Source organism: Rhodococcus sp. NPDC060090 (assembly GCF_042729855.1).
In the GTDB taxonomy this organism is placed as follows: domain Bacteria; phylum Actinomycetota; class Actinomycetes; order Mycobacteriales; family Mycobacteriaceae; genus Rhodococcus.
Genome location: NZ_JBHWXB010000027.1, coordinates 14068 through 40852 on the forward strand (window position 1 = coordinate 14068; position 26785 = coordinate 40852).

Consider the following 26785-nt stretch of genomic DNA (forward strand, 5'->3'; position numbering starts at 1 on the left):
GGCTAGTCGGAACAGCGGCCGGCCCTACGTCGCGCTGCGTTCGTCCGATCCCATCGCGCCCAGGACCGCCGTGCGTGTGGCCGGGCCGCCGGTGATCCGGGATTCGCTCACACCGGTGAGCAGCAGCTGACGCCACTGCTCCTCGTCGAACCTCAGCGGAGTGGTGGAGTCGAGGAAATCCTCGACCACCCGCAGGAACCGGATCGGGTCGTCCCGGAACGGGAAGTGCCCGGACCCGCGGAAGACCTCGAGTCGAGACCCCGGCATGGCCGAATGTGCGAGGTGCGCGTGCCCGACCGGGATCACGCTGTCCTGATCGCCCCAGATCAATTGGACCGGGACGTCTTCGGTGAGATAGCAACGATCGAGCATCGTCACCACCTGACCACGCCAGTCGACGACCGCCCGCAAGGTGCGCAGGTAGGCCTCGTATGCGGTCGGGTCCGGAAGGCCGGCGAGGATCCGGACGAGATCGCTCGTATCCAGGAGCAACGTCCCAGGTCGGAGCGGCGAGCCGTGGAGGTGGCCGAGAACGGTGCCCGCGAGCTTCACCACAGGTACCGCCCCGGGCAGCCTGAGGAGCTTGAGCACGTCGCTCACCCCGGGGAGGGACGCCAGCCGCAGGGCCGGATGGACATCCTTGGTGACACCACCGGAGGACACGAGTACGAGTCGCTCGACCATCGCAGGGAACTGATAGCCGAACTGCATCGCCACCCCGCCACCGAGGGAGTGGCCGATGACAGTGGCCCGCTCCACGCCGAGTACCGACAGCAGGTCGCGCACCCCGTTCGCGTAGGCGGCGACGGAATAGTCGGCGCGAGGCTTGTCGGAACGGCCGTGGCCGAGTAGGTCGGGGGCGATGACGGTGTACTTCTTCGCGAGGTGCGGAATGATATCGGCCCAGGTGGACGAGTTGTCGCCGATGCCGTGGATCAATACCAGCACCGGACCGCTGCCCGCAAGACGGAAGGCGCGCCGGTATCCGTGGATGGTCCGGAACACCATCCGAGGTTCGGCGTCGGGAACCGGACGCAACGTGCGCGCTCGCGATGTAGCCATCAGTCTCTCCTGCCGTGTCCACGGGCTGCAGTCGACCTGTCGGTGTTCTCGGGTCGGTGTTCTCCGGTCGGGGTCTCCGATCGAACTCGGGAGGTGATCGTCGCTGGTTCACCCTTGCATGCCGGGCGAGCATACTTCCTGTATGTGAGGTCGGCAACAACGATCGTCGCCGGTATGTAATGCACCCGTGGCCTTACTGAGCCGTACCGGATTCGGCCGAACAGAGCCGGACCCCGGTCGTCAGGATTCGGGATCCGTGCCGCCGTCGTCCCGGCGCTCGTATTCGGCGAGGAACCGTTCGAACTCGGCTCCGAGCTCGTCTCCACTGGGCAGGCTTTCATCGGTCGGCAGGGGAGTGGACTGCTGTTCCTGCGCCGCTACGTAACTGTCGTACTGCCGTTCGAGCGCGTTGACGACGGACAGCACTTCCTCGTTACCCTCGATGTGCTCGTCGACCTGCTCGCGGACACGTGCGGCAGCCTCGCCGAGCGCCTCGAGCGGAAGGTCGAGATTCCCGACCTCGGCGACATTGATCAGCAACGACTCGGAGGCCGCCGGGTAGTCGGTCTGCGCGAGGTAGTGCGGGACGTGGACCGAGAACCCGACGGCTTCGTGTCCGTGCTGCGCCATCCGGAACTCGAGCAACGACGACGCGCCTGCCGGGACCTGAAGTTGCCCGGACCAGCGGTGATGATCCGAAATCAGATCTTTGTTGGTCGAATGTGCCGTGACTCCCAACGGGCGGGTGTGCGGAATCGCCATCGGGATCGAGTTCAGGCCGATCGTGCGCCGGACCCCGAATTGCTCCGCCAGCAGGCGTACCGCGGTGATGAAACGCTCCCACCGCAGGTCGGGTTCTGTGCCGGCGAGCAGTAAGAACGGGGTACCCGCGTTGTCGACGAGCGCGTACAGATTCAGCTCGGGCGCGGCGTACTCCGAGAAGTGATCCGACTCGAACGTCATCATCGGCCGACGAGAGCGGTAGTCGACCAGTTCGTCCACTGCGAAGGACGCCACGACCTCCGTCTCCAGTTGCTCTCGCAGATGTGTGGTGGCCAGACGCACGGCGTGCCCTGCATCGGAGAACCCTTCCAGCCCGTGCACGAGCACAGGGCCCTGCCCGTCGGCCGCTGTCAGTCGAGGAGCGGGAAACTCCAGCTCGTACATCCGGGACTGCTCGTCCATATCCGAACCACTCCGATCACGTCGTCGTAGCCTTCTGCCCGGTGGCGTACCGGCGTGGCATGGTGGTGTTCGAGTCTAATTGAACCGAAAACAGCGCTCGACGGGGTGTTCCGCCCCGGTGGCCGAGAACAGCGGAGGTTCGGGTGGCCGTGTATGCAGCTCGTCGGCAACACCATCGACACGTCGGCCGTGTGGTCATCTGCGCGGCACTGATCGTCACTGCGTCCGGGTGCTCGACCACGGTCGTAGGCACCGCGATGCCCGAATTCACATCGAGGACCGTTCCGGTGACAGGGGTATCCGATCCCAGCCTCGACCGGCCATTGCCCGCCGCGCTTCTGCTACCTCCCGCCCAGTTCCCCGCCTCCTACCCGGCAGTGACACTCCCCCCGTCGGCAGTCGCACAGGCCGCTCCCGATCTGGCCGGGATTCCGGTCGGAGCGAAGGTCGAACCGCCCGGATGCCTCCCGCTCCCGCAGAACTACGGCCCCGCGGGGACCGCGATGGCCGTCGGGACATCCGTCGACGGCAGGGCCACCATCAGCGTCGAAGTCGTCGTCCCGGCCCCGGAACTTGCCGAGCTGAAGAATCACCTCGGAGAGTGCGGCGAGGTCGACGCCACCCATAAGGGAGTGACCTCCACCGTCACCACCGTCGCTGCACCGGAGCCGCTCCCGCCGATGGGCGGCGTGCGTACCGTGGCCTACACCCGCACAGTCACATCCGGTCAACCGGGCCACGAGCTGACCCAGTCCATGGAATCCCGCGGTGCCCAACTCGGAGACGCCAGGATCCTGGTGACCTACATGACCTTCGACGACAGTGGGATCGACCGGGACGCGCTCGACATCGCATTCCACAATGCCGTGGTGTATGCGTTCGGGGGCTGATCCGGCTTCCACGACCCTGTTCGAGGCCGAGACGGTGTTCCATAACGCGTGACTCCGACACGCCGGAGGTTCCGGTCGTGGAATTCGGCGTCGGTGCGATGGTTGTCCACAGCCACCACATCCATCCACAGATTTCCGGATTACGCGTCCGCGACCGGTTTTCGGTGGGCGTCATCGTGGATCGTGCTGGACATGACCACATCGACCTCTTCTTCGCAGCCACTGCACCTGTCCGACATCGGCGAACTCCTCGCAGCAGTTCCGGCCATGCTCGGCTTCCACCCGACACGTTCTTTCCTCGTCTTGACCCTCTCGCCCGCGCCGCGATCACCGGACGGCGACGGTCGAGGCGATGCAATCGGCGCCGTCATGCGGCACGATCTTCTGCTACCCCGCGCCGACGAGGCGATTCCTGCTCCGATGAGTGCCGCATTCGAGCGGTTCTGCACAGTGTGCGTCCGTGAAGGAGCACGCTCGGTACTGGTGGTGCTCGTCGACGACAGGCTCGACCATCCGCACGGCCCCGCCGCCGATGCTGCAACACGCCTGCTCGGGGAGTTCGCCGACGAACTCGCAGCGTCCGGGGTCGAGGTGGCCGGTATCCACGCCACTCCGGAAATTGCGCGTGGGCGCGTGTGGTTCACGCCCAACGGGGAAGTGAACGGGACGATTCCCGACCCTGAGAGTTCGGTCGTCGCCGCCACACGGGTGTTCGGCGGCAGTCCGATCCGGCGGTCGCGTGACGAACTCGAGGCGCTGCTCGCTCCCGCTCCGCCGGAGCATCGCAGGCGGGTGGGGCAGTACATCGATGACGTCATCGATGCCCGCGACCTGGCCTACGAGCACGCGGCGCGGGCCGGCGGTGCCGACCGTGCGGACCGCATGGAACTCGAGGCACTGCTCGGACGCCTCACCACCTTCGGTGACGGTGCCGAACTGCGGGCCCGGGAATGCGCCGAAGTGGCTGTGCTCTTGGCGAATCCGACTGTGCGTGACTCGGCGCTCGCGTTGGCGGCAGGAGTGCAGGCGCGTGCAGCCGAACGCATGTGGGTCGAGCTCGCCCGTGCGTTGCCCGATCCGGAACGGGCCGACGCTGCGGCACTCGTCGCATTCAGCGCCTACGTGCGAGGCGACGGCCCGTTCGCGGGCGTTGCGCTCGGAGTGGCGCTGGAATCGAACCCGCGCCACCGCCTCTCGGATCTCCTCGACCAAGCGCTGCAGGCGGGACTGCGTCCCGAAGCCATTCGGGGACTCGCCGACACCGGATACGAGATCGCTGCCCGACTCGGCGTGGTGCTACCGCCGCCGGGGCCGTCGGAATGATCAGCGGCGCGCCGCGTGCGCGCGATCACCGAGATTCCGCATGAATTCCCAGGCATCCGCGACGATCTCGTCGAGGTCGGTGTGTTCGGGTTTCCACCCGAGATCGTCGATCGCTCGTGTGCTCGACGCGATCAGGACGGCAGGATCACCGGCGCGTCGCGGTGCGTCGACTGCGGCGATGGGCAGTCCGGTGATGCGCTCGCACGCCGAAATGACCTCGCGCACGGTGAAGCCCTCACCGCTGCCCAGGTTGTAGATGCGATGTGACCCCGCGGCTGCCTTCGACAGTGCCAGCAGGTGGGCGTCGGCGAGGTCCTTGACATGGATGTAGTCGCGGATCGCGGTGCCGTCCTTGGTCGGCCAATCCGTCCCGAACACCGAAATGCGCTCGCGTTGCCCCAGGGCGACCTGCAGGACGAGTGGAATCAGGTGTGTTTCGACGAGGCGATTCTCGCCTGCGCCCCCGTACGCTCCGGCCACGTTGAAATAGCGCAGGCTCGTCGCGGCCAGTCCGTGGGCATGGGCATACGACGAGATCGCATGATCGATCGCCAGTTTGGATGCACCGTACGGGTTGGTCGGACGGGTGGGCGCGTCCTCGGTGATCGGCACCTGCTCGGGCTCACCGTAGGTGGCCGCGGTGGATGAGAAGACCAGTCGTGGCGTTCCCGACAAGCGCATTGCCTCGAGGAGTGCGAGCGTGGTGACGACGTTGCCCTGCCAGTATTTCTCGGGGAACTCCACCGACTCGCCGACCAGTGATTGCGCGCCGAAGTGGAGAACACCGTCGAATCGAGATGACGTACCCCCGACGCCCAGCACGTCTGCGGCAACATCGGCGATGTCACCGTGGATGAACTCGGCACCAGGGGGGACGGCGTCGGCGTTGCCAGTGGACAGATCGTCGACGACGACCACCTCGTGGTCGTTTTCGAGCAGCACAGTGCTGCACACGCTGCCCACGTAGCCGGCGCCGCCGGTCACCAGAAGTTTCACGCTGGGTCTCCTCTTCCACCGGCCCACCCGGGGCCGGTGGAAGAGGCCCGGCGTCAGACCTGCTTCACCTGCACGGCATGGGCCATCTCGTCGGAAAGCTCGAATGTGCTGTGACCGGTCACGGTGATCATCACCGAACCCGGTCGCGTCTCGACTGTAACGCGTGCGTCGGGAACGACACCTGCCTCACGTAGCCGAGCGATCACGTCGGGATCCGACTGGACGTACTCGGCGAGCCTGCGGACCACCACGGCGGTCGGTTGCCCGCTCGGGATCTCGGTCAGTCGAATCAGCTTCTCGTCCGACACGGTGGCCTTCTCGAGACCCAACTCTGCGAGGCCGGGGATGGGGTTGCCGTACGGCGAGGTGGTCGGATTGTTGAGGACCTCGACGAGACGACGCTCCACCTCCTCACTCATCACATGTTCCCAGCGGCACGCCTCGGCGTGCACGTTCTCCCAGTCGAGCCCGATCACGTCGACGAGCAACCGCTCTGCGAGGCGGTGCTTACGCATGACGGACACGGCAAGATCCCGGCCTTTCTCCGTCAGCTGCAGATGGCGATCACCTGCGACCCGCAGCAATCCGTCGCGTTCCATGCGGGCGACGGTCTGGCTGACCGTCGGACCGCTCTGTTCGAGGCGTTCGGCAATGCGTGCCCGCAGGGGCACCACACCTTCCTCCTCCAAGTCGTAGATCGTCCGGAGATACATCTCCGTTGTATCGACCAGGTCCTTCACTCTCACACCCCTTCGTCTGCGCCCGATTCTAACCGTGGCGTTCAGGTGGTGGGTGAGGTCCGATGCTCGCGCGACCCGAGGCGGGCAAGTAGCGTCTGTGTTCATGACCACGAGCTCCACCGCGGCAGGCGGTTCGACACATCTGGGCGGCGACCGTGTGGTGGTCTGGAGCCCCGACTACCTCGACTATCGGTGGGGGCCGAGCCACCCGATGAACCCGACCCGGCTCGACCTGACGATGGCTCTGTCGCGCAGTCTCGGGCTGCTCGAGGGTGTCGAAACGGTGCGTCCGGATCCCGCCGGTGACGCAGATCTACTTCGTATCCATACTTCGGGGTATGTCGACGCCGTCAAGAGGGCGGGTTCGACGCCCGTCGGGTCCGAGCCGTCGTCCGATACCCCGCACGGTCTGGGTACCGAGGACAATCCGATCTTTCCGAAGATGCATGAGGCGAGCGCCACACTGGCGGGTGGCACGCTGGCCGCTGCTCGCGAGATCGCGTCCGGCCGTACCCGCAGGGCGGTGAGCATCGGCGGTGGCATGCATCACGCGATGGCCGACTGGGCCGCCGGATTCTGTGTGTACAACGACGCAGCGATCGCCATTTCGTGGCTCCTCGATCAGGGCTACGACCGAATCGCATACGTCGACGTCGACGCACACCACGGCGACGGGGTGCAGCACGCATTCCTGGACGACCCGCGTGTGCTCACAGTGTCCCTTCACCAACATCCGGCAACTCTGTGGCCGAACACCGGTTGGTCGAGCGAGGTCGGGGCGGGGGCGGCCGAAGGCACCGCCGTCAATCTGCCCGTGCTTCCCGGCACCGTCGACTCGTTGTGGTTACGTGCGTTCCACGCCGTCGTGCCCGGCGCGATCGCCGCGTTCCGTCCGCAGATTCTCATCAGCCAGTGCGGCGCCGACAGCCACCGCGAGGATCCGTTGGCCGATCTGTCGCTCACAGTCGACGGACAGCGGGCGTCGTATCTCGCGATGCGTGATCTCGCCGACCGGCACTGCGAAGGACGCTGGCTTGCCTTGGGTGGGGGAGGATACGGTCTGGTCCGGGTTGTGCCGCGCTCATGGACACACTTGATCGCCGCTGCGCTCGACCGCGAGATCGACCTCACGACAACGGTTCCCGACGACTGGCGCGAGCGAGTCGGGGCCATGGCGCCGGGGGTCGACCTTCCCACCGAAATGGGGGAGGGAGCCGACCTGTCGTATCTGCCGTGGGACGGTCCCGGTGGCACACCGGAAACCGGTGTTGCGTCGTTGGATCGCGCGCTGACCCGAATCGACTCCGCGATCATCGCTACTCGCCGAGCATGCTTCCCACTTCTCGGACTCGACCCGGAGGATCCCCGTGACTGACTCGGAGAGCACGCAGGCACCGGCGGGCGGAGCATCGACCCGAGCGCTCGATCCGGCTGCCGACCCCGCTCGCGAGCGCGCACTCGTCGTCGCGCGTGACTATCCCCGCCACTGGGTCGCCGATGTACTTGCCTCCGACGGTGGTGTCGTCCATCTGCGGCCGATCGTGCCGGAGGACGCCGACAAGATCGTCGAATTCCACGGAAAGTTGTCCGAACGGACGCGGTATCTCCGCTACTTCGGTCCCTATCCGACCATCTCGAAGCGCGACCTGTTCAACTTCACTGTCGTCGACCATCACACACGGGTGGCGTTCGTGGCGATGCTCGGCGACGAGATCATCGCGGTCGGCCGCTACGAAGGGCTTACTGCGGAGGGAGACGGACTGTCGGCGGAAGTCGCATTCACTGTGTCGGACTCGCATCAGGGGCGAGGGTTGGGTCCCATCCTGCTCGAGCACCTCGCGGGAGCTGCCGCGGAGAACGGGCTCCGTCGCTTCGTTGCGGAGGTCCTCGCAGAAAACCGTCACATGATCTCGGTGTTCCGAGAGGCCGGATATCAGGTCAGCCGTAGCTTCGAGGGCGGTGTGGTGCGGTTGGAGTTCGACATCGACCCCACCGAGGCACTCGTATCCGTGCGCAACGCGCGCGAACGCGCCGCCGAGGCCCGCAGCGTCCGTAACATCCTGAGCCCGGGAAGCGTCGCGGTGATCGGCGCGTCCACCGACAGTCGCAAGGTCGGCAACGCGGTCCTGGTGAACATGCTGCGCAGTGGGTTCACCGGACCGGTGTACCCGGTCAATGCCGAGCACCGCTCGGTGCGGGGCGTGCGGGCCTACCCGACGGTGCGCGACATCCCCGACGAGGTCGACCTCGCGATCGCCGCAGTCCCTGCCGAATCGATCGACTCGGTCCTCGACGACTGCCTCGCGAAAGGTGTCAAGGCACTGCTCGTCGTGTCGTCCGGATTCGGTGAAACCGGCCCCGAAGGGCGCGACGCGGAGCGGCGTCTCGCGCACGCCGCACGTGCACACGGGATGCGGCTCATCGGTCCGAACGCGCTCGGAGTCGCCAACAACGATCCGGCCTTCCGGCTCAACGCGACACTCGCTCCGATCCTGCCGCCCGCGGGCAATGTCGGGTTCTTCTGCCAGTCCGGTGCGTTGGGCATCGCTATTCTCGACGAAGCTGCCAAGACCGGAGTGGGCCTGTCCTCGTTCGTCTCGGCGGGCAACCGCGCCGATCTGTCGGGCAACGACCTACTGCAGTACTGGGACACCGACCCGGCGACCGAGGTGGTGCTCCTCTACCTCGAGAGTTTCGGCAACCCGCGAAAGTTCTCCCGCATCGCACGCCGTGTCGCACGAAGCAAACCGATCGTGGCGGTCAAGTCCGGTCGACACGCGGTACCCCCGGTGCTCGAGGCCCGTACCGGTGAGATGGACGACGCGATCGTGCGTCATCTGTTCGAGCAGGCCGGCGTCGTGCAGGTCGAATCCATTGCGCAGCTGTTCGATTCGGCGTTGCTCTTCAGCTACCAGCCACTGCCCGCGGGGCCGCGGGTCGCGGTGGTGGGCAACTCCACAGCGCTCGGTGTGCTGGCGGTGGATGCCGCGCGCGGGCAAGGTCTCAAACCCGCCGACGCGGTGGACCTCGGTGCACAGGCAACACCCGAGGAATTCGCCGACGCCGTCACCCGGGCGCTCGGTTCGGCCGAGATCGATTCGGTCATCGCGGTGTTCGTGCCTCCGGTCGCGGTGACGGTCGAGCCCTATGCACAGGCATTGCGCGATGCGGTGGCGGGCGCGGAGAAGCCGGTAGTCACCACATTCCTTGCGACGGAGGGGATCCCCGACGTTCTTGCGGTCCGCGATGAGGACGGCAATCCGGTCAGGGGATCGGTGCCCTCGTATCCCGGGCCGGAGCGGGCGGCGACCGCGCTGGCCCGCGCCTGGCGGTATGCCAAGTGGCGGTCCCGCCCACAGTCGCAGGTCGTACGTCCGGCCGGGATCGACCCGGAGCGTGCCCGAGCCCTGGTCGACGGCTGGCTCGGCACCACGCCGAACGGTCGCTACCTGTCCGACACCGAAACCGCCTTGCTGCTCGCGTGCTACGGGGTGCACATCGCCACATTCCGGTCGGTCACCACCGAGGAAGAGGCGGTCGCTGCAGCTCACGAGATCGGCTTCCCCGTTGCGGTCAAGGCGACCGGAGCACAGTGGCGTCACCGGCCGGATCTGACCGGTGTCCGACTCGACCTCGTCGACGACGATTCGGTCCGCATCGCCTACCGGGATCTCGCTGCGGTGTCGGGGGAGCCGCTGCTGCACGTGCAGAAGATGGCGACCAAAGGGATCGGATGCGCGATCCGGGTGCAGGACGACCCCTCCTTCGGATCGTTGATCTCCTTCGGTGTCGCCGGCGTCATCTCCGATCTGCTCGGTGACCGGGCCTATCAGGTGCTGCCGCTGACCGAAGACGAGGCCGTCGAACTGATCGACGCGCCCAAGGCAGCGCCGCTCCTGACGGGGTACCGTAATGCCGCGCCGGCCAATCGCGCGGCGCTCGTCGACATCGTGCAGCGCATCTCTGCGCTCGCCGACGATCTGCCCGAGGTTCGCGAACTCGTGTGCGAACCGGTGCTGGCCTCTCCGATCGGCGCCGAGCTCACCGACGCACATCTGCGGATCGGCCCGGAAGCGCCACATCCGCTCGACCTGGGGCCGCGCCGCCTGCGGTGACCGAGACAGAACAGGCTCCGAACGGCGCGATCCCCGAGAACCCAGCCCGGTTCTCGGGGATCGCTACAGCTGACGCGCCCGGTCAGCTTGCATAGGCGCGGAGGCGGTTTGCACGCTCACCTTCGCGGAGTTTGCCCATCACTTCACGTTCGATCTGCCGCACGCGCTCGCGAGAGAGGCCGAACAGCTTGCCGATCTGGTCGAGAGTGCGCGGCTGGCCGTCGTCGAGCCCGTACCGGAGGCGAATGACCTGCTGTTCTCGCTCGTCGAGGGTCGAGAGGACGCTACGGACATCGCTGTGCAGGAGTCCGGCGATCACTACGGTTTCGGCAGAGGTCGCCTCGGCGTCCTCGATGAAGTCGCCCAGCGGGGCTTCCTCATCGCTGCCGACCGGCATATCCAGGCTCACCGGGTCGCGGCTGTGGTCGAGCAGATCGGCGATCTTGCCGACCGGAATGCCGGACTCTTCCGCCAGTTCGTCGTCGGTGGCTTCGCGACCGAGCTGCTGGTGCAGTTCCCGCTTGATCCTGGCGAGCTTGTTGACCTGCTCGACGAGATGGACGGGGAGCCGGATGGTACGGCTCTGATCGGCCATGCCGCGGGTGATGGCCTGACGGATCCACCACGTGGCATAGGTCGAGAACTTGAAGCCTTTGGCGTAGTCGAACTTCTCCATGGCACGGATGAGGCCGAGGTTGCCTTCCTGGATCAGATCGAGCAGGGGCATGCCGCGTCCGGTGTAGCGCTTTGCGAGCGACACCACGAGGCGCAGGTTCGCTTCGAGCAGGTGGTTACGAGCCGCCTGTCCTTCGCGTACGACAATCGCAAGATCGCGCTTCTTGGCAGGTGAGAGACGCTTCTTCGTCTCGAGCACCTGCTTGGCGTACAGGCCGGCCTCGATCCGCTTTGCCAGTTCGACCTCGTCCGCTGCGGTCAGCAGAGCCGTCTTTCCGATGCCGTTCAGATAAACGCGCACAAGATCGGCGGCGGGACTTTGGTTGTCGAGGTCGGAAGTGACTCGAGCGGTTGTTGCGGGGCGTGCCATGACGTGCCTCCTCATCGGTGGTGTCTCACAGGGTTCAACGCTCGAGTGGGCCGGGAAAGTTCCCGCCGGTTCCCGAGCCCCAACGCTGCGACCTGCACAAACCCGGAGGCTCGTCTGAGAAGTTGCTGAGAGATCGGTGGAGGACGTCGCTGCGGGAACTGCACCCGCATCGTCGGATCAGGCGGGTTCGACGAAGCCGTGACGGACGAGCCCCTGCATCAAGGGCACCGCCATGGCCGTGAGTTCGGCTTCGTCTTCTCCGTGGGCGGCGGCGAGGAGAGAGACCAGATCGCCCAGGGGGAGGCCGTCGGCACGGAGCCCGCCGAGCAGATTCGCCGCCAGGTCGTCGACTTCGTGCTGCCATGCGGGCCCGCCCCCGCGATGCACCCGTGTGACGACCCGGGCCCAGCCGTCGTTGCCGGGCAGGAAGACACGCTCGAGCGCGGTGTCGGTGCGTACCCGGAATCGTGAGTCGAGGACGTCGTGATCGCGGAGCCACTGGAGCCGTGCGAAGTAGTCGATCGATTCGGGACCGAGCGCATCGGTGAACGAATGGCGGAGGTCTTCGGCCAGCACATCCGACGGCAGGTCGGTGCGGCGCAGATAGACGAAGCCGAAACCGACGCCCTCGACGCGATTGCGTTCGAAGTGGTCGAACCAGTCTTCAGCGCGCGCCGCGACCGCCGGGTCGCGCTGGTCGGCGTCGCCGTCCCTGAGCCAGGTACCGATGTACAGCGACGGATCGGCGACGTCGCGCTGCACGACCCACGCGTCCACACCGTGCGCGGGCAACCACGACGCAACGCGTGCCCGCCAGTCCTCATCCTCGACATGGACCCATGACGCGAGGATCGACGCGGTTCCTCCGGGGTTCAGGTGATCGACGGCCTGAGAGACCATCAGCTTGCTCGCGCCGTCGAGATCCAGCCCCGAATCACGGTAACTGTGCTCCACCTGGCCGCTGCTCACCACGAACGGGGGATTCGCGACGATCCGGTCGAAACAGCGGTCTGCCACGGGCTCGAACCACGAGCCCTCGAGCAGTTCGAGGTCGAGTTCGTTGAGCGCGGCCGATGCGGCGGCGAGTGTGAGACACCGCGGTGTGATGTCGGTCGCGGTCACCGTGTCGGCATACTCGGCCGCATGGATCGCCTGGACACCGCAACCAGTGCCGAGATCGAGCACGGAGCCCACCGGATCGGTGGGAGTGGCCTGCAGCAGCGACAGGGATGCCTGCCCGACCCCCAGGACATGGTCGGGACGGGTGGATACGGCGCGAAGGGCGCCGTCGAGGTCGGACAGAACCCAGCGGTTGCCGACGCCTGCGTCCAACGGCCGCAGATCCAGCGAGGTCCGTACACCGTTCGTGTCGCGTTCGAGCAGACCTGCGGCGAGCGCGTCGTCGAGGGCGAGAGGTGCGAGGGCCACGGTGACCTCGTCGGCGGGGCAGGTGTCCTGCAGAAGGAAGAGTCGTACGAGCACACCGAGATCGCCTGCGTCGCGCGTGGCGCGTCGCGCCGGAACGGGCTCGCTGCGTCCCAGCGCGGCGTGCGCTTCGGCACCCAGAAGATCGCGCACGGTATCGATGTCGTAGCGACACCGGATCAACGCAATACGTAGGGGCGGGCAGATCGACAAGAGCAGGTCGCGGTCCACGACGCTATTCTCGCAGCACCACGCACCACCCGACGCATCGCCCGTGTCGGATCAGCCGTCGATGACGCGGTATTGGTGCGCCTCGAGGGCGGCGTGTTCTTCGCTCCGTCCGTCCCAGCGACTCGGCTCGTCCTTGCGTCGTGGTGGCCGGTCGTTCGCGATGAGCACCGCGATCCACGGGAGGGGTATCGAGAGCCCGATGATCGCCATCGCGATCCACGGGTTCGCCCATATTCCGTACGAGGCGGCGGCCAGGATCAACGCAGGGATACGGAATGCCATCAGTGTCATGTATTTGCGGACCCGCGCTCGGTGCTGGTCTTCGAGAGACGCCTCCGCCTCCGTGATCAGGACCGGGTTATCGGGCGATCCGCTCTCGTGGGATCCGCCGAAACCAGGTGTTCTCGCCATATCTACTACTTTCCCACGCCCGTAGATCGAATGCACATACCGGTTCGGCGCAGCGGTGCGGCATTATGGACATGTGAGTACGGATACCAAGGAACGGCCGGATACCACCACCGACGAAACCACCAGCGACGACACTCCCAAGTTCTTCCATTACGTGAAGAAGAAGAAGATCGCGGAGAGCGCCGTTATGGGAACCCATGTTGTTGCGTTGTGCGGTGAGGTCTTTCCGGTGACCATGTCGCCGAAACCGGGCTCGCCGGTGTGCCCCGAGTGCAAGAAGGTCTACGAAGGCCTGCGCAAGGGCGACTGAGGTAGTCGGGTCAGAGGAGCGTTCTCCTCCGATCCGGGGTCTCGCGGCGAAACCGGACCGTTGTCGGCCGAGGTGATCGAATCCTCCTCGGCCGTTTCGTCGTGTCCGGACACCGATGGATTCCGGGACGATGGATCACTGGACGCGGTCGAGCGGTCCGGACGGTCGATCGGGCATGCGTCGGCCTCACGCTCGTCGGAAGGGCGCGGGTCGTCGTAGCCGGGAAGCTCATCGGAGCGGAGAAGATCGGTGAGCCGGATGGGACTGGCCATCGTGATCCGTCGGGTCAGGTTGGTGACCGCCCCTTCCTCGGGCGACGGCTGCTTGTCGGCCTGCTCGGCGAGCCACACGCGCCATTGCTCGATCCGTGTCGCTCGCGCGGGCCACATCTCTTGGATGGCGGCGTTGAACTCGGCTCCGATGACCACCGCGAAGCCGAGGAAGAACGTGAACAGCAGGAACGCGATGGGCGCGGCCAAAGCACCGTAGGTGTATCCGTGTTCGGCGATCCAGGTCAGGTATCTGCGCAAGCCCGCACTCGCGAGAATGAAGAACGCACCTGCCAGGACCGCGCCGCCGAGTAGCCGATGCCAGGGCAGGGACTTCGGCAACGCCACCTTGTACAGCGTGGTCAGAGCGACGAGCAGGAGCAGGCCGACCGCCGGATAGTAGAAGGTGTCCACGAGTTGCGACCCGAGCGAGTACCACGACTGAGGGAGCAGACGACCGATCACGGTCGGTCCGAGCGCCACGAGTGGCAGTGTGACGACGGCCAGGATGAGAAACATCACGTACAGCAGCAGGCCGAACACGCGTTGCCAGACCGGGTGGCGGTGGTCCTGTTGTCCGTGTGCTTCGACGATCGAGTCGACGAACGTCGAGATCGCCGACGAGCCGGCCCAGAGCGACAGTACGAAGCCCAGTGACATCACATCCGCCCGTCCGCGGTTGAGTACGTCGTAGACGGTCGGAGCGATGATCTCGTCGACGACGCTGTCGCTGAAGGCGGTGCGCGTGAATGTGACGATCTTGGACACGATGATGTCGGCTATGTCGGGGCCGAACCATCCGCCCACGTAACCGAGGCTGCCGAGCAGGCCCAGGAGCAGCGGCGGCAGCGACAGGGTCTGCCAGAACGCGGCCGTCGCAGCCTTGCTGAAGATCGAGTGATCCCACGCGGATCGCGCAGTGTGGCCGAGGACCCGACCGCACAGGCGTACGGCGCGCCATAGACGGCGCGGTCCGGACGTGGGAGGCACAGGTGTGGCGTTCATCTACTTCCAGCATTCCTGATGACACGACGTAATGCGCGCCCCACATGCGGTTGTCGGTGTCTCGGATTCTGTCACGATCATCACGTCCCATCCCCATCGCCCTGGCGGTTCGGGACGTCGATCGACGGTCGGAGGCGATAGGCTGCATGGCGGTCGGTGGCCGGGCTTCGAATTCTGCCGTCACCGACCGGAGTTGAGCGGACAAGGAGCGCGAAGAACCGGTGAGCACCGAAACCGTCGGACAGGCTACGACCTCCGTATCCGGGGGACAGTTGCGCGCGTGGCAGCGTCGCGCCCTGACCAAGTACCTCGCCACCAAACCTCGCGATTTCCTCGCGGTGGCCACGCCTGGGGCCGGCAAGACCACATTCGCGCTGAGGGTCGCGTCGGAATTGCTGAGGGACCGGACCGTCGACCAGGTCACGGTCGTTGCGCCGACCGAACACCTCAAGCATCAGTGGTCATCGGCAGCGGCACGAGTCGGGATCGCGTTGGACTCGAACTTCACCAACTCCACAGGGCAGACCTCGAGTGACTACCAGGGCGTGGTCGTCACCTACGCGCAGGTCGCATCCCACCCGTTCAAGCACCGGGTGCGCACCGAATCGCGTCGCACCCTGATCATCCTCGACGAGATCCACCACGGCGGCGACGCCAAGAGCTGGGGTGAGGGGATTCTCGAGGCGTTCGGCGATGCGACCCGACGACTCGCACTGACCGGTACCCCATTCCGCAGCGACGACAGCGCTATCCCGTTCGTGACGTATGAACCGAACGAGGACGGCCTGATGCAATCGAAGGCCGACCACTCCTACGGTTACTCCGATGCGCTCGCAGACGGCGTCGTGCGACCCGTCGTGTTCCTTGCCTACTCCGGTGAGGCCCGCTGGCGCACCAGCGCGGGGGAGGAGTACACCGCCCGGCTGGGCGAGCCGCTGAGCGCCGAACACACGGCCCGCGCGTGGCGCACCGCACTCGACCCCGAAGGCGACTGGGTGCCTGCGGTCCTGAATGCCGCCAACACCCGCCTCGAGCAGCTACGCGCGGGCGGCATGCCGGATGCCGGCGGGCTCGTCATCGCCACCGATCAGGCGGTTGCTCGCGCCTACGCCAAGATCCTCGAACGACTCACGGGGGAGCCGCCCGCCGTCGTCCTGTCCGACGAGGCCACCGCCTCCTCACGCATCTCCGAGTTCAGCGAGGGGACCCAGCGATGGATGGTCGCGGTGCGGATGGTGTCCGAAGGCGTCGATGTTCCGCGGCTTGCAGTCGGCGTCTACGCGACCAGCGCCTCGACCCCACTCTTCTTCGCTCAGGCGATCGGCCGTTTCGTGCGTGCCCGGCAGAAGGGCGAGACGGCCAGCGTGTTCCTGCCGTCGGTACCGGTGCTGCTCGACCTCGCCAGCCAGCTCGAAGCGCAGCGCGACCACATTCTGGGTAAGCCGCACCGGGTCAAGGAAGGCTTCGACGACGAACTGCTCGCCGACGCGAACCGAAGGAAAGACGAGCCCGGCGAGGACGAGAAGCCCTACACGTCGCTCGGCGCGGAGGCCGAACTCGATCAGGTGATCTACGACGGTTCATCCTTCGGAACTGCCACGTTCTCGGGCAGTGACGAAGAAGCGGACTATCTCGGTCTGCCGGGGCTGCTGGATGCAGACCAGATGAGGGCGTTGCTGCGTCAGCGTCAGGAGAAGCAACTCGACAAGCCGGCGACGCCGCAGGCAACGGCCCCGCCGCCGCAGGTGGCGGAGCGGGTCGCCGCAGCCGACGAGCTTCCTCAGCTGCGCCGCGAACTCAACTCGCTGGTGGCGGTCGTGCACCACCGCACACGGAAGCCACACGGTGTGATCCACGGAGAACTCCGTCGCCAGTGCGGTGGCCCACCGACGGCGATCGCGAGCGCCGAGCAGCTGCGCGATCGCATCGCGATCCTTCGGAGCTGGTGACGGCCTGCAGTGACGACCGGACTGTGAACGACGAAACGGGCGACTGCTGGAAGCAGTCGCCCGTTCATGTCGGGTCGCGGAACCATCAGGTTCCGGACGGCGGATCAGACGGATGCGTCGGCGTCGGCCTCGGTGACGATCGTGGCACCGAGCTCACGGAGCCGATCGGTGTGTTCGTTTGCGTGATGACCGCAGAACAACAGTTCGCCGCCTGCGGGAAGGACAGCGCGTACGCGAGCGGCTGCATTGCACCGATCGCACCTGTCGGCGGCTGTCAACTTCGGGGTGGTCAACGTACCGGGCATGACTCCTCCAAACTGGCCACCTTCGACAACGGTCGCCTGGGGTCTGGTCCGCCGCGCCGGGGGTAGCGCGGTAGATCTACTCTTACAGACGATTCGCGTTCGCGGGTTGTTCCCCTAGTCGCCCATTCGTGTCGTGTTTCACGAATTGTGCAGAAGAAACCCCAGGACGTGGGCGTTTGCGTATTTGTTCGGTGTCTCACCACGCGGATGTTCGCTCACAGCGCAGCAGCCGGAACGGCGCGTCGCGGCCTGGTAGGTGCTTCGGCGTCGCCAACAATGAGGGGCATGAGTGAACCGCTGCTGCACATCTGCCCGCGGGACGAGTGGCTCCGCGCCCGGAAGTCCGGCGCCCTGACGCCTCCCTCATTGGCCGACGTGGGCTTCGTGCACCTGTCTACACCCGACCAGGCGCACCTGCCCGCGAATCGCTTGTTCCACGGGCGCACGGACCTCGTCCTGCTCCACATCGACCCGTCGCGCCTTACCGATGACGTGCGGTTCGAACCGGGGGTGCCGGAGGACCCCGACTCGATGCGGTTCCCGCATCTGTACGGGCCGTTGCCGGTCGACGCGGTCGTCGATGTCGCCGACTACCTGCCGGGCGAAGACGGACGCTTCGTACCTCTGTGAGCGAGCCATGCCACACGGAAACGGCCATGCCACAGGAAACGGCGTAGGGACGATGTCGTCCCTACGCCGTTCTCGATCGTCCGTGGCCACCTCGATCGTCCTTGGCCACGCCGCGTGACCGGTCGACGTACCTGACTAGTCGAGGTAGTCGCGCAGGACCTGGGACCGCGACGGGTGGCGCAGCTTCGACATCGTCTTCGACTCGATCTGGCGGATGCGCTCACGAGTCACCCCGTAGACCTGACCGATTTCGTCGAGGGTGCGGGGCTGACCGTCGGTGAGTCCGAAGCGCAGTCGCACGACACCGGCCTCGCGCTCGGAGAGCGTCTCGAGGACGGACTGCAGCTGATCCTGCAGCAACGTGAACGACACCGCATCGACGGCGACGACCGCTTCGGAGTCCTCGATGAAGTCGCCGAGCTGGCTGTCGCCCTCGTCGCCGATGGTCTGGTCGAGTGATATGGGCTCACGCGCGTACTGCTGGATCTCCAGCACCTTCTCCGGCGTAATGTCCATTTCCTTCGCGAGCTCTTCTGGCGTGGGCTCACGGCCCAGATCCTGGAGCAACTCGCGCTGGATACGGCCGAGCTTGTTGATGACCTCGACCATGTGCACGGGGATACGAATGGTGCGGGCCTGATCGGCCATGGCGCGGGTGATGGCCTGACGGATCCACCAGGTCGCGTACGTCGAGAACTTGTAGCCCTTGGTGTAGTCGAACTTCTCGACCGCACGGATCAGACCCAGGTTGCCTTCCTGGATGAGGTCCAGGAAGGCCATACCGCGGCCGGTGTAACGCTTGGCGAGAGAGACGACCAGTCGAAGGTTCGCCTCGAGGAGGTGGTTCTTCGCTCGGTTACCGTCGCGGCAGATCCAGTTCATGTCGCGGCGCTGGGCCACCGGGAGCTTTTCGCCCTTCGCGGCGAGTTCCTGCAAGCGGAATGTCGCGTACAGGCCGGCCTCGATGCGCTTGGCGAGTTCGACTTCTTCCTCGGCGTTGAGGAGGGCAACCTTGCCGATCTGCTTGAGATAGGCGCGCACCGAGTCGGCGGAGGCAGTGAGCTCGGCGTCCTTGCGTGCCTGGCGCAGTGCCTCGGACTCCTCTTCGTCCCAGACGAAATCGCCGGACGCCTTGTCCTTCTCGCTGGGTTCGTCCCCTTCGGTTGTGGCGTCTTCGGCGACGAGCTCGCCTTCCGCCACCTCGATGTCTTCGAGCTGAGGCTCTGCTGCGCTGTCGAAGTCGTCGTCGCCCGCCTTCGCGCCCTTGGCCGCGGTCTTCTTCGCGGCAGTCTTCTTGGCGGCCTTCTTGGCGGGTGCCTTCTTCGCGACGGCCTTCTTGGCCGGTGCTTTCTTCGCGGCGGCCTTCTTGGCCGGCGGAGTCGCCGTAGGCGTCGCGGGGTTTGCAGCGTCGGCGGCGCCCGAAGCGTCCGCGACGGGTGCCGATTCCTTCTGTGAATCAGCGGTGTGGATGTCGGTGGCTGCCACGTACGCCCTTTCGTGACGAGGTAGTGCGGCGTCGCGCCAGAGGAGTTCCGGCGGAGAGGTCTGTCGGGATCAGGCCGGGTTCCGGCCGGCTGTGCACCATTGTAACGATCCCCGTGACGGAGGATGTGTCGGACTCAAGGAGTCGCGCCTGTTTTCGCAGCGTATGCAGCACCGACGATCCCCGCCGTGTTGCGCAGTTCGGCTGCGACGACGGGAGTGTCGTTCGTCAACAGCGGAATCCACTTCTCGTGCTTTCGGCTGATTCCGCCGCCGGCGATGAACAGATCGGGCCACAACAGGGCCTCGATACGCTCCAGGACCAGCGAAACCTCTCGAGCCCAGCGCTTGTAGGACCAGTCGTTCTTCTCCTTGATCGACGACGCGGCGCGATGCTCTGCTTCCATGCCGTCGATCTCCATGTGTCCGAGTTCGGTGTTCGGGAGCAGGACGCCGTTGTGGAGGATCGCGGAGCCGATTCCGGTGCCGAAGGTAACGAGGATGACCAGGCCTGGGGTGTCGGCCGCTGCGCCGAACCGATCCTCGGCGATCCCTGCGGCATCGGCGTCGTTGAGAACCGTGACGTGTCGTTCGCCCAGCGCGGTCGAGAAGAGTGCTCGCGCGTCCGTTCCGATCCATGAGGAATCGATGTTGGCGGCGGTCCTCGCGACCCCTCCGGTCACCACACTCGGGAGGGTGATTCCGACGGGCCCCTCCCACTTCGCCTGCCTGATGATCTCTGCCACCGTCGCGGCCACGGCGTCGGGAGTCGAGGGCTGGGGAGTGAGGATCTTGATCCGGTCGCCGATCAGCTGACCCGTGGTCAGGTCGACCAGACCCCCTTTCACTCCGCTGCCGCCGACATCGACGCCGAATCCCACGTCGGTGGAGTAGGTCGGGGGCGGGGGTGTTCCCTGCGTCATCTGGTGTTCGGCGCGGATACTCCCTCGTTCACGGGGGAGAGGAAGCGCCGTCCTCCTTCCAAAAGGTGGGCTGCGTGGAGCAACCGTGTCGGACCGAGCACACCGTGTCGGTGGGCGCGGTTGTCGTGCCGGGCATGGGGACCGAGGTGGTGCGCTACAAGTACCGACTGCGGCCGGGCACACTCGCCGAACGCACCCTCATCCAGGAATGGCATCGCTGCCGATTTTTGTGGAACGAAGCCGTCCACCAACAGAAGACCGGCCGGAAACCGAACTTCACGAAACTGGGCACCATGCTGACCGAGACCTGCGCCCGTTCGTCCTGGTTGCGGGAGGGTGCTCAGGTCGCGCAGCAGCAGATACTCCGCACGTACGCGCAGGCCCTCGACGACTCGTTCACCGTCAAAGGCCGCCGACGTCCCCGCTACAAGGCCCGGAAGGTGGTGTTGGTGCGGCCCGCGTATACGACGATGACGTGTTCGGGGTGTTTCGCGAGAGCCGGGCAACCCCTCGGACTCGGGGAACGAGTCTTCCGGTGCGGTACCTGCGGGTTGTCTGGGGGTCGGGATCGGAACGCTGCCAGAGTGATTCTGGCTGTGGCGGAGCGTGGCCACACCGGTGTCGACGACGTAGGTCACTGGGGTCCGCCTCCTTCGGGTGCAGTCTGAGCTGCGAATCTCCTGTCAACAGGGCAGGAGAGACGTTAAGAGATGCTCACTCTCCCGTCGGTCGCACAGCTCTGGTCGGTCGGCCGCAACGCTTGTGGGGCAACGATAGTTCTAAAGTCACGGTTGTGCGGGTGGTGCGGCCGATGCACGTGTGTTCCGATGGTCGAGTGTCAGATGCCATCGATTCCCCAGTCGTCGAGTCCGATCCCGCCGCACTGCGCGCGGTCGCCGCCACCGTTGCCTCGGAGGCGGCTGCCCATGTGCGTCGTCGCCGTGCCGAGCTGTTCGGGGCGGAGCGGCCGTTCGGTGGCGAGGCCGACGCGGTGCAGACGAAGTCGTCCGGCACCGACCCGGTCACCGTCGCCGACACCGAGACCGAGGACCTCATTCGGAGCAGGCTCAGGCAGTTGAGGCCCGGCGACGCTTTTCTCGGCGAAGAGAGTGGTGGCAGCGACGGCCCGGGCGCGGACGGCGTGGGCGGGACGGGCATCCAGTGGGTCGTCGACCCGATCGACGGCACAGTGAACTTCGTCTACGGGATTCCCGCCTACGCAGTGAGTGTGGCGGCCCGGATCGACGGTATCTCGGTGGCAGGTGCCGTGGTCGATGTCGCCTCGGGCGATCTCTACTCGGCGGCAGCAGGCCTCGGCGCCACGCGTACCGACGCCGAGGGGAGCGTGACCAGGCTGCGCTGCACGCCGGTGGCCGATCTTGCGCTTGTACTCGTCGCCACAGGGTTCTCCTACTCGGCGGAGAGGAGAGCTGTCCAGGGTCGGTTCGTGGCGGAGTTGCTACCGCAGGTGCGAGATATCCGGCGGATCGGAGCTGCGGCCCTGGATCTGTGCATGGTGGCGTCGGGACGGGTCGACGCCCACTACGAGCACGGCCTCAATCCCTGGGACTGGGCGGCCGGCGCGCTCATCGCGTCCGAAGCGGGAGCCGAGGTCCGGTTGCCCGCCGGATTCGGCGATCAAGGCGAGATCATGACTGCCTCGGCACCGGGCGTGGCGGAGGCATTCGCTGCGGCGCTTGCGAAAATCGGTGCGATCGCTCCTGTTCCCGCATAACAACGCCGCGAGTTCTCGTGCGGGAAACTGTGGTGAATTCGGTCCGAAATCACGGGAGCGTTCGGACGAAAAGGGGAAATTGCCCGATTTTGCGAAATGTGTGCGCGGTCAGCAGGGTGCGTTGAGCGCAGCATCGAGAAGTTCCACATCGAGAGGTGCGGATTTCTCGCCCACGGAGGCTTCACGCAACGTGCGCAACAGTTCTTCGGCGTCGGCGCTCGGTGTCAGGTCACGGAAATATGTGCCGAGGGCGAGATCGACCGTGTCGTCCTGACGATCGTCGAGAATCAACTCTGCGCAGGGCGCCACGAGTCGTGCGGTATTCGCAGCGGCGCGACCGGTCTCGCCGAATCGAACCTGACCGTGGCATTGCATGTTCTGGTCGACGTACACCGGATCGTTACCCGCTTGCACATCCGGCGCACTCGCAAAACCGTAGTCGCTGAGCTGGGCCGCGACGGTGGATGCCTGTCCACGTTCACCATTCGCGTTGAACACTCGCACCCTGGTTGCGGCGAGCGGAGCCGGCTCGACGTCGAGCATTGTCGAACGCTCCGCAACCTGCCCGAGCGGGGCAGGGGCGGGGCTCTCGGGATCAGCGGGCGCGGTGGGCGGCGGCGGGCATGCCACCGTGGCCGTCGTGGTGTCGGCCGTGGTCAACACCGAGCTCCAGACCACGATCGTCCCGGCGGCGAGAACTGCACCCGCTATCGCGGCGGGAATCCAGCGGCGACGATGGAACGGGCGACCGCGCTTGTCGGTTGCGCTGCCTTCGGTGATCAGGGAAACCACGCAGGCCTGCCTTTCGTCTCCTCGCCGTGCGAACGGTACGTCGTTCACCTGCCGTGTGTACGGTGCGACGTTCACTCTAGAGGGCAAGGTGGTCGACGCGATGGAGGCGTACCCCGTCAGGAATGTCACGTTCACCGTGATGTAGGTGACGATTTTCGGTCGATTCCGAAGAAACAGCGAATCGATTGCATATTTCGTTCGGTCGTCGGCTATTGTTCGGCGGCCGAGCGTCGTCCATCGACGAAGGCGACGGGGTTCGGACTCGGGGTATTCGGGGTACCACCGACAAACCGGCACCTGTGGGAACTTCACCGCACGGTCGAGCGTTGCTTTGGCCGGGAGCATCACCGTGGTTCCTGTCGAGCACCTGTAAGAGGACTAGAGGTAAGAGGGAAATGGCGACTGACTACGACGCACCGCGGCGGACCGATAGCGACGATGTGTCGGAAGACTCACTCGAAGAACTGAAGGCACGGCGTAACGAGGCGCAGTCCGCGGTAGTGGACGTCGATGAATCGGACACGGCCGAATCCTTCGAACTCCCGGGTGCGGACCTGTCCGGCGAGGAACTGTCGGTGCGTGTGGTGCCGAAACAGGCCGATGAATTCACCTGCTCGAGCTGCTTCCTGGTACATCACCGGAGTCGCCTCGCGAGCGAGGAGGGCGGTCGGATGATCTGCCGTGACTGCGCCTGGTGACAAAGCACACGCGCTGACCTACTTCGAAACGCCGCAGCAGTGGCCCGGAAGGGCCACGGCTGCGGCGTAGAAGTATGTGCTGCGAGGGTCAGCTCGTCGACGACTCGCTGTGTCCCAGGGCCGCCAGGAGCTCGGCGGGTCGCCGCGTGCTGATCAACCAGTAGGGGGTCGGATCGTCCTGGTCGTCGAGGACGATCAGAGCCATCGTCTTGATCCACGGACGATGCCGTACGAACGCTGCGGGGTCGAGCTGTCGGCCGAGCGCGGCGCTTTTTGCGGAGGCCGGGACGACCACCCCGCGGGAGATCAGCTCCACCGGAAGGTGCGCCTGCTCGACGACGAGTTCTCCGTCGACGACCTCGATTCGCCGTCGCGAGAGCCACACCAACGTCCACAGTGCGCACGGGACGAGAACGGCATACGGAACCCACTCGTATACCCCTGGTGCGCCCATGTGCAGCTCGGCCGCGAGCAACGCTGCGATTCCGATACCGATGGGCCACCACCAGATCGGAACCCACAACCGTTCGGAGTAGGTCGGCGTGTGGGTCAACGAACCGGTGGTGCTGCCGGAGCTGGAGGTATCAGACACGCACCCAGGATAGTCGCCTCGAAATGGGACATCGACATCCGGAGAGTAGTCTCGGTCCACGTGACCGACCTTTCCCCCATCCCGCTGCGTCGTCTCGACCCGGGTGTCCCCATGCCGACACGTGCGCACGCAGGTGACGCGGGCGTGGATCTGTGCTCTACCAGCGATGTGACGATCGAACCCGGGCAGCGCGTGCTCGTCGGAACCGGAATATCCGTGGCGTTGCCGGTGGGAACCGTCGGGTTGATCCACCCGCGCTCGGGACTCGCCGCCAAGTTCGGACTGTCCGTGGTGAACACACCGGGAACCGTCGATGCCGGCTACCGGGGAGAGATCAAGGTCTGCTTGATCAACCACGACACCGAGCAGGCCGTCGAAGTGAACCGGGGCGACCGCATCGCGCAGCTACTCGTGCAGCGGGTCGAGCGCGGGGGCGCCCGGATGGCCGGCGAGGGCGGCGCGCAGGGCGCCGGGGACGGGCTCGCGGAAGGCGGGGCCGCCCTGGAGGAGGAGCGCGGAGGAGAGGTCATAGAGGGCCGCCGCCCGGGCGGCCGGCGGACCGGTCTCCGCCTCGGGGGCGGCGGCGAGCACGTACAGCGCCCGCGCGAGGGACCGCCAGACGGCGAGCGCGGCGTCGTGCAGGTCACGGTCACGGTCCCGGTCACGCGCGGGCGCAAGGGCGGGCGCGACGGCGGGCGCGACGGCGGGTGCAGCGGCGGGCGGGAGGGCTGAAGGAAGGAGCATCTCTTCGTCCTGCGGTCGGTGGCCGACAAAACGGGCCGGTGCCCCCCGGGGACCGTCCGGTCCTGCCCCCTCGCCCTCTGCGGGCTCAACGACGCCGGGCGCGTGGGGAAACGGTCCGGCAACCCCGGGTGGCCGAACGGGCGCGCCCCGGCGGCCCGCCGCGGGGGTGACCGGGCGGGTGCCGGTTGAGCCGTTCAGTCGCCACAGTGGGCGACAGTCGCATCACCGTATGTAATTTCATCGTGCTCCCCTTCCGTCGGCGGCGGACCGCGCCGCACGGCAACCAGGAAAGAGGTCCCGATGAGGCGCATGCGGCACAGCGACCAGGACGAATCCCCGCCGGGCCGGACCGGATACCGAGGCTGGCGGCGGCTGGCCGTCCTCGCCGTCGCTCCGCTGCTGGCCCTGCCGTCCACCGCGGCGAGCGCCCAGGGCGTGTGGCTGACCCTCCCCCAGATGCCCACCGCGCGCGCCTACCTCGCGGGCGCGGCGGCGAAGTGCCCGGAAGGGCTCCACGGCACCTGCGTGTACGCCGTCGGGGCCGACGCCAAGCTGGAGGCGTACAGCCCCGCGGTCGGCACCTGGGCCACCCTGCCGCCGCTGAGGACCCCCCGCTCGAACCTCGCGTCCACGACGGCTCCCTGTCCCGGCGGGGTCCGGGGCGACTGCGTCTACGCCATCGGGGGGCTGGTCGGCGGCACCACCACCGTGACCAGCCTGGAGGCCTACAGCACCGAGACCAACGTCTGGCTGAGCCTGCCCCCGCTGCCGGGCGGCCCCCGCGCCTCCCTGGGCGCGGCCACGGCGCCGTGCCCGACCGGGGTCGGCGGACTCCGCGGTACCTGCGTCTACGCCATCGGCGGGACGACCCTCACCGGTGCCGACCCGATCCTGACGCGGGTGGAGGCGTACAGCCCGGCCACCAACACCTGGGCCACCGTCTCCTCCCTGCAGACGGCCCGTTCCGGCCTCGGCGCCACCGGCGCGCCCTGCCCCGGTGACCTGGGCCTGCGCGGGACCTGTGTCTACGCCGTCGGCGGCGGCAACACCGGCGACGCCGCCCTCATCACCGCCGAGGTGTACAGCCCCGAACTCGACGGGTGGCAGCCGCTGCCCGACATGCCGACCGAGCGCGGTCTGACGGCCGCGGCCACCGCGCCCTGCCCCGACGGCATGACCGACGGCTGCGTGTACGCCGTGGGCGGTACCAACGGCACGGACAACCTGGCCGCGCTCGACGCGTACAGCCCCGTGACCAACGCGTGGGTGACGCTGCCCCCGATGCCGACCGCGCGCCGGGCCCTCGCCGCGGCGGCCGCGCCGTGCCCCAAGACCCGAAAGAGCGACTGCGTGTACGCCCTGGGCGGTCTCCCGGGAGCCGACGAGACCCCGACGTCGAAGGCCGAGGCCTTCGCGATCGAGGGCTCCGAGCAGCGGCCCGGCAGCGACCAGCCGCCGCAGCGGCCGACCCAGCCGGGCGCGGTCACGCCTCCCGGCGGCGGCCAGCAGCAGAACCCCGGCGGGCAGACCTGGCCGGACCACCAGCAGCGGCCGCCGGCCGCCGAGCAGCAGCCGGGCGGCGCGCAGCAGCCCGGAGGCGGCCAGCAGAGCGGCGGCGCCCAGCAGCCCGGTGGCGCCGCGCAGCCCGGCGGCGGGCAGCGGCCCCCGGCCAGGCCCGACCAGCAGCAGGCGCAGCCCGGCACGGGCCAGCAGCAGAAGCCGGGCCAGAGGCCGCCCGCGAAGCCCGGCCAGAAGCCTTCCGGGAAGCCCGGCCAGAAGCCCAGCACGAAGCCGGCCCCGGACACCTCCCCGCAGGAGAGCCTGGAGGACGAGCTGCCCTTCGTCCGGCCTCCGCTGGAGGAGTCGGACGGCTCGTCGCAGGAGTTCGAGCCCTCGGCGCGCTGACAGCGCGCCGACCGCCCTCGCCG

General features: G+C 66.9%; 24 protein-coding genes and 1 pseudogene. 12 read left to right on the top strand and 13 right to left on the bottom strand.

Going from position 1 to position 26785, the window contains the following annotated elements; genetic code table 11:
- Positions 1-24 precede the first annotated feature (24 nt).
- Entirely contained in the window at positions 25-1062 is a 1038-nt protein-coding gene (locus ACFWCF_RS25095) for an alpha/beta fold hydrolase (protein ID WP_378567509.1), read from the bottom strand.
- A 240-nt stretch (positions 1063-1302) separates the two neighbouring features.
- On the bottom strand, positions 1303-2247 hold the full coding sequence (locus ACFWCF_RS25100; RefSeq protein ID WP_378491129.1) for a proteasome assembly chaperone family protein: 945 nt from the start codon (positions 2245-2247) through the stop codon (positions 1303-1305).
- A 287-nt stretch (positions 2248-2534) separates the two neighbouring features.
- On the opposite strand from ACFWCF_RS25100, the gene ACFWCF_RS25105 reads away from it, so the two are divergent.
- Together ACFWCF_RS25105 and ACFWCF_RS25110 are read left to right on the top strand one after the other, a co-directional pair.
- Positions 2535-3137, top strand: coding sequence for a DUF5642 family protein (locus ACFWCF_RS25105; RefSeq protein WP_378567512.1), 603 nt, complete (start codon positions 2535-2537; stop codon positions 3135-3137).
- A gap of 192 nt (positions 3138-3329) precedes the next feature.
- Positions 3330-4460 (top strand): DUF4192 domain-containing protein, encoded by a 1131-nt coding sequence (locus ACFWCF_RS25110; protein ID WP_378567515.1) that lies wholly within the window; start codon positions 3330-3332, stop codon positions 4458-4460.
- Here the strand turns inward: ACFWCF_RS25110 and galE are convergent, their stop codons facing one another.
- Entirely contained in the window at positions 4461-5456 is a 996-nt protein-coding gene (gene galE / locus ACFWCF_RS25115; protein WP_378567518.1) for a UDP-glucose 4-epimerase GalE, read from the bottom strand. It abuts the gene before it with no gap.
- A 53-nt stretch (positions 5457-5509) separates the two neighbouring features.
- A complete protein-coding gene (locus tag ACFWCF_RS25120) occupies positions 5510-6196 on the bottom strand; it encodes an iron dependent repressor, metal binding and dimerization domain protein (protein ID WP_378491133.1) in 687 nt (228 codons plus the stop codon).
- 103 nt (positions 6197-6299) lie between these two features.
- On the opposite strand from ACFWCF_RS25120, the gene ACFWCF_RS25125 reads away from it, so the two are divergent.
- On the top strand, positions 6300-7571 hold the full coding sequence (locus tag ACFWCF_RS25125) for an acetoin utilization protein AcuC (protein WP_378491134.1): 1272 nt from the start codon (positions 6300-6302) through the stop codon (positions 7569-7571).
- Entirely contained in the window at positions 7564-10311 is a 2748-nt protein-coding gene (locus ACFWCF_RS25130; protein WP_378567521.1) for a GNAT family N-acetyltransferase, read from the top strand. Before ACFWCF_RS25125 ends, ACFWCF_RS25130 begins: the two co-directional genes overlap by 8 nt.
- An 82-nt stretch (positions 10312-10393) precedes the next feature.
- Here ACFWCF_RS25130 and ACFWCF_RS25135 read toward each other — a convergent pair whose 3' ends face one another.
- From ACFWCF_RS25135 to ACFWCF_RS25145, 3 genes are all read right to left on the bottom strand, one after another.
- Positions 10394-11356 carry a sigma-70 family RNA polymerase sigma factor gene (locus tag ACFWCF_RS25135; protein ID WP_378567524.1) on the bottom strand — a complete coding sequence of 321 codons (963 nt, stop codon included), beginning with the start codon at positions 11354-11356 and terminating at the stop codon, positions 10394-10396.
- A gap of 177 nt (positions 11357-11533) precedes the next feature.
- A complete protein-coding gene (locus ACFWCF_RS25140) occupies positions 11534-13012 on the bottom strand; it encodes a methyltransferase (RefSeq protein ID WP_378567527.1) in 1479 nt (492 codons plus the stop codon).
- 51 nt (positions 13013-13063) lie between these two features.
- Positions 13064-13423 (bottom strand): DUF3099 domain-containing protein, encoded by a 360-nt coding sequence (locus ACFWCF_RS25145; RefSeq protein ID WP_378567530.1) that lies wholly within the window; start codon positions 13421-13423, stop codon positions 13064-13066.
- 73 nt (positions 13424-13496) lie between these two features.
- Between ACFWCF_RS25145 and ACFWCF_RS25150 the strand changes: the two genes are divergently transcribed.
- Entirely contained in the window at positions 13497-13733 is a 237-nt protein-coding gene (locus tag ACFWCF_RS25150) for a DUF3039 domain-containing protein (protein ID WP_378491139.1), read from the top strand.
- Here ACFWCF_RS25150 and ACFWCF_RS25155 read toward each other — a convergent pair.
- Positions 13706-15007: a YihY/virulence factor BrkB family protein gene (locus ACFWCF_RS25155; RefSeq protein WP_378567533.1), complete on the bottom strand. Its 1302-nt coding sequence runs from the start codon at positions 15005-15007 to the stop codon at positions 13706-13708. The two genes, ACFWCF_RS25150 and ACFWCF_RS25155, sit on opposite strands and share 28 nt — an antisense overlap.
- A gap of 221 nt (positions 15008-15228) precedes the next feature.
- Here ACFWCF_RS25155 and ACFWCF_RS25160 point away from each other — a divergent pair, with 221 nt between their 5' ends.
- Positions 15229-16956, top strand: a complete 1728-nt coding sequence (locus ACFWCF_RS25160) for a DEAD/DEAH box helicase (protein WP_378567536.1) — start codon at positions 15229-15231, stop codon at positions 16954-16956.
- Positions 16957-17060: 104 nt separating this feature from the next.
- Here ACFWCF_RS25160 and ACFWCF_RS25165 read toward each other — a convergent pair whose 3' ends face one another.
- Positions 17061-17261 (bottom strand): hypothetical protein, encoded by a 201-nt coding sequence (locus ACFWCF_RS25165; RefSeq protein ID WP_378491142.1) that lies wholly within the window; start codon positions 17259-17261, stop codon positions 17061-17063.
- Positions 17262-17546: 285 nt separating this feature from the next.
- Between ACFWCF_RS25165 and ACFWCF_RS25170 the strand changes: the two genes are divergently transcribed.
- Positions 17547-17891 carry a DUF952 domain-containing protein gene (locus tag ACFWCF_RS25170; RefSeq protein ID WP_378567539.1) on the top strand — a complete coding sequence of 115 codons (345 nt, stop codon included), beginning with the start codon at positions 17547-17549 and terminating at the stop codon, positions 17889-17891.
- Between the two features lie 135 nt (positions 17892-18026).
- On the opposite strand, the gene ACFWCF_RS25175 is transcribed toward ACFWCF_RS25170, so the two are convergent.
- Together ACFWCF_RS25175 and ppgK are read right to left on the bottom strand one after the other, a co-directional pair.
- Entirely contained in the window at positions 18027-19376 is a 1350-nt protein-coding gene (locus ACFWCF_RS25175; RefSeq protein WP_378567542.1) for an RNA polymerase sigma factor, read from the bottom strand.
- A gap of 134 nt (positions 19377-19510) precedes the next feature.
- Complete coding sequence (gene ppgK / locus ACFWCF_RS25180; protein ID WP_378567545.1) at positions 19511-20296, bottom strand: polyphosphate--glucose phosphotransferase; 786 nt, start codon at positions 20294-20296, stop codon at positions 19511-19513.
- Positions 20297-20430: 134 nt separating this feature from the next.
- Here ppgK and ACFWCF_RS25185 point away from each other — a divergent pair, with 134 nt between their 5' ends.
- Positions 20431-20964, top strand: coding sequence for a zinc ribbon domain-containing protein (locus ACFWCF_RS25185; RefSeq protein ID WP_378567565.1), 534 nt, complete (start codon positions 20431-20433; stop codon positions 20962-20964).
- Positions 20965-21107: 143 nt separating this feature from the next.
- A complete protein-coding gene (locus tag ACFWCF_RS25190) occupies positions 21108-22031 on the top strand; it encodes an inositol monophosphatase family protein (protein ID WP_378567548.1) in 924 nt (307 codons plus the stop codon).
- Positions 22032-22139: 108 nt separating this feature from the next.
- Here the strand turns inward: ACFWCF_RS25190 and cei are convergent, their stop codons facing one another.
- A complete protein-coding gene (gene cei, locus ACFWCF_RS25195) occupies positions 22140-22823 on the bottom strand; it encodes an envelope integrity protein Cei (RefSeq protein WP_378567568.1) in 684 nt (227 codons plus the stop codon).
- A 395-nt stretch (positions 22824-23218) separates the two neighbouring features.
- Between cei and ACFWCF_RS25200 the strand changes: the two genes are divergently transcribed.
- On the top strand, positions 23219-23521 hold the full coding sequence (locus ACFWCF_RS25200) for a DUF4193 domain-containing protein (RefSeq protein WP_378567551.1): 303 nt from the start codon (positions 23219-23221) through the stop codon (positions 23519-23521).
- 88 nt (positions 23522-23609) lie between these two features.
- Here the strand turns inward: ACFWCF_RS25200 and ACFWCF_RS25205 are convergent, their stop codons facing one another.
- Complete coding sequence (locus ACFWCF_RS25205; protein ID WP_378567554.1) at positions 23610-24113, bottom strand: DUF3093 domain-containing protein; 504 nt, start codon at positions 24111-24113, stop codon at positions 23610-23612.
- Positions 24114-24224: 111 nt separating this feature from the next.
- Here ACFWCF_RS25205 and dut point away from each other — a divergent pair.
- Positions 24225-24539 (top strand): annotated as a pseudogene (gene dut, locus ACFWCF_RS25210) (dUTP diphosphatase); the annotation flags it as partial.
- A 627-nt stretch (positions 24540-25166) separates the two neighbouring features.
- Positions 25167-26762 carry a kelch repeat-containing protein gene (locus tag ACFWCF_RS25215; RefSeq protein WP_378567557.1) on the top strand — a complete coding sequence of 532 codons (1596 nt, stop codon included), beginning with the start codon at positions 25167-25169 and terminating at the stop codon, positions 26760-26762.
- Positions 26763-26785 lie beyond the last annotated feature (23 nt).

Bases quoted from the DNA above. Each gene is read 5' to 3' on its own strand.
- ACFWCF_RS25095 (WP_378567509.1), bottom strand. From the start codon at position 1,062: ATGGCTACATCGCGAGCGCGCACGTTGCGTCCGGTTCCCGACGCCGAA.
- ACFWCF_RS25100 (WP_378491129.1), bottom strand. From the start codon at position 2,247: ATGGACGAGCAGTCCCGGATGTACGAGCTGGAGTTTCCCGCTCCTCGA.
- ACFWCF_RS25110 (WP_378567515.1), top strand. From the start codon at position 3,330: ATGACCACATCGACCTCTTCTTCGCAGCCACTGCACCTGTCCGACATC.
- ACFWCF_RS25125 (WP_378491134.1), top strand. From the start codon at position 6,300: ATGACCACGAGCTCCACCGCGGCAGGCGGTTCGACACATCTGGGCGGC.
- ACFWCF_RS25135 (WP_378567524.1), bottom strand. From the start codon at position 11,356: ATGGCACGCCCCGCAACAACCGCTCGAGTCACTTCCGACCTCGACAAC.
- ACFWCF_RS25145 (WP_378567530.1), bottom strand. From the start codon at position 13,423: ATGGCGAGAACACCTGGTTTCGGCGGATCCCACGAGAGCGGATCGCCC.
- ACFWCF_RS25155 (WP_378567533.1), bottom strand. From the start codon at position 15,007: ATGAACGCCACACCTGTGCCTCCCACGTCCGGACCGCGCCGTCTATGG.
- ACFWCF_RS25165 (WP_378491142.1), bottom strand. From the start codon at position 17,261: ATGCCCGGTACGTTGACCACCCCGAAGTTGACAGCCGCCGACAGGTGC.
- ACFWCF_RS25170 (WP_378567539.1), top strand. From the start codon at position 17,547: ATGAGTGAACCGCTGCTGCACATCTGCCCGCGGGACGAGTGGCTCCGC.
- ppgK (WP_378567545.1), bottom strand. From the start codon at position 20,296: ATGACGCAGGGAACACCCCCGCCCCCGACCTACTCCACCGACGTGGGA.
- ACFWCF_RS25185 (WP_378567565.1), top strand. From the start codon at position 20,431: ATGGGGACCGAGGTGGTGCGCTACAAGTACCGACTGCGGCCGGGCACA.
- ACFWCF_RS25190 (WP_378567548.1), top strand. From the start codon at position 21,108: ATGCACGTGTGTTCCGATGGTCGAGTGTCAGATGCCATCGATTCCCCA.
- ACFWCF_RS25200 (WP_378567551.1), top strand. From the start codon at position 23,219: ATGGCGACTGACTACGACGCACCGCGGCGGACCGATAGCGACGATGTG.
- ACFWCF_RS25215 (WP_378567557.1), top strand. From the start codon at position 25,167: ATGCGGCACAGCGACCAGGACGAATCCCCGCCGGGCCGGACCGGATAC.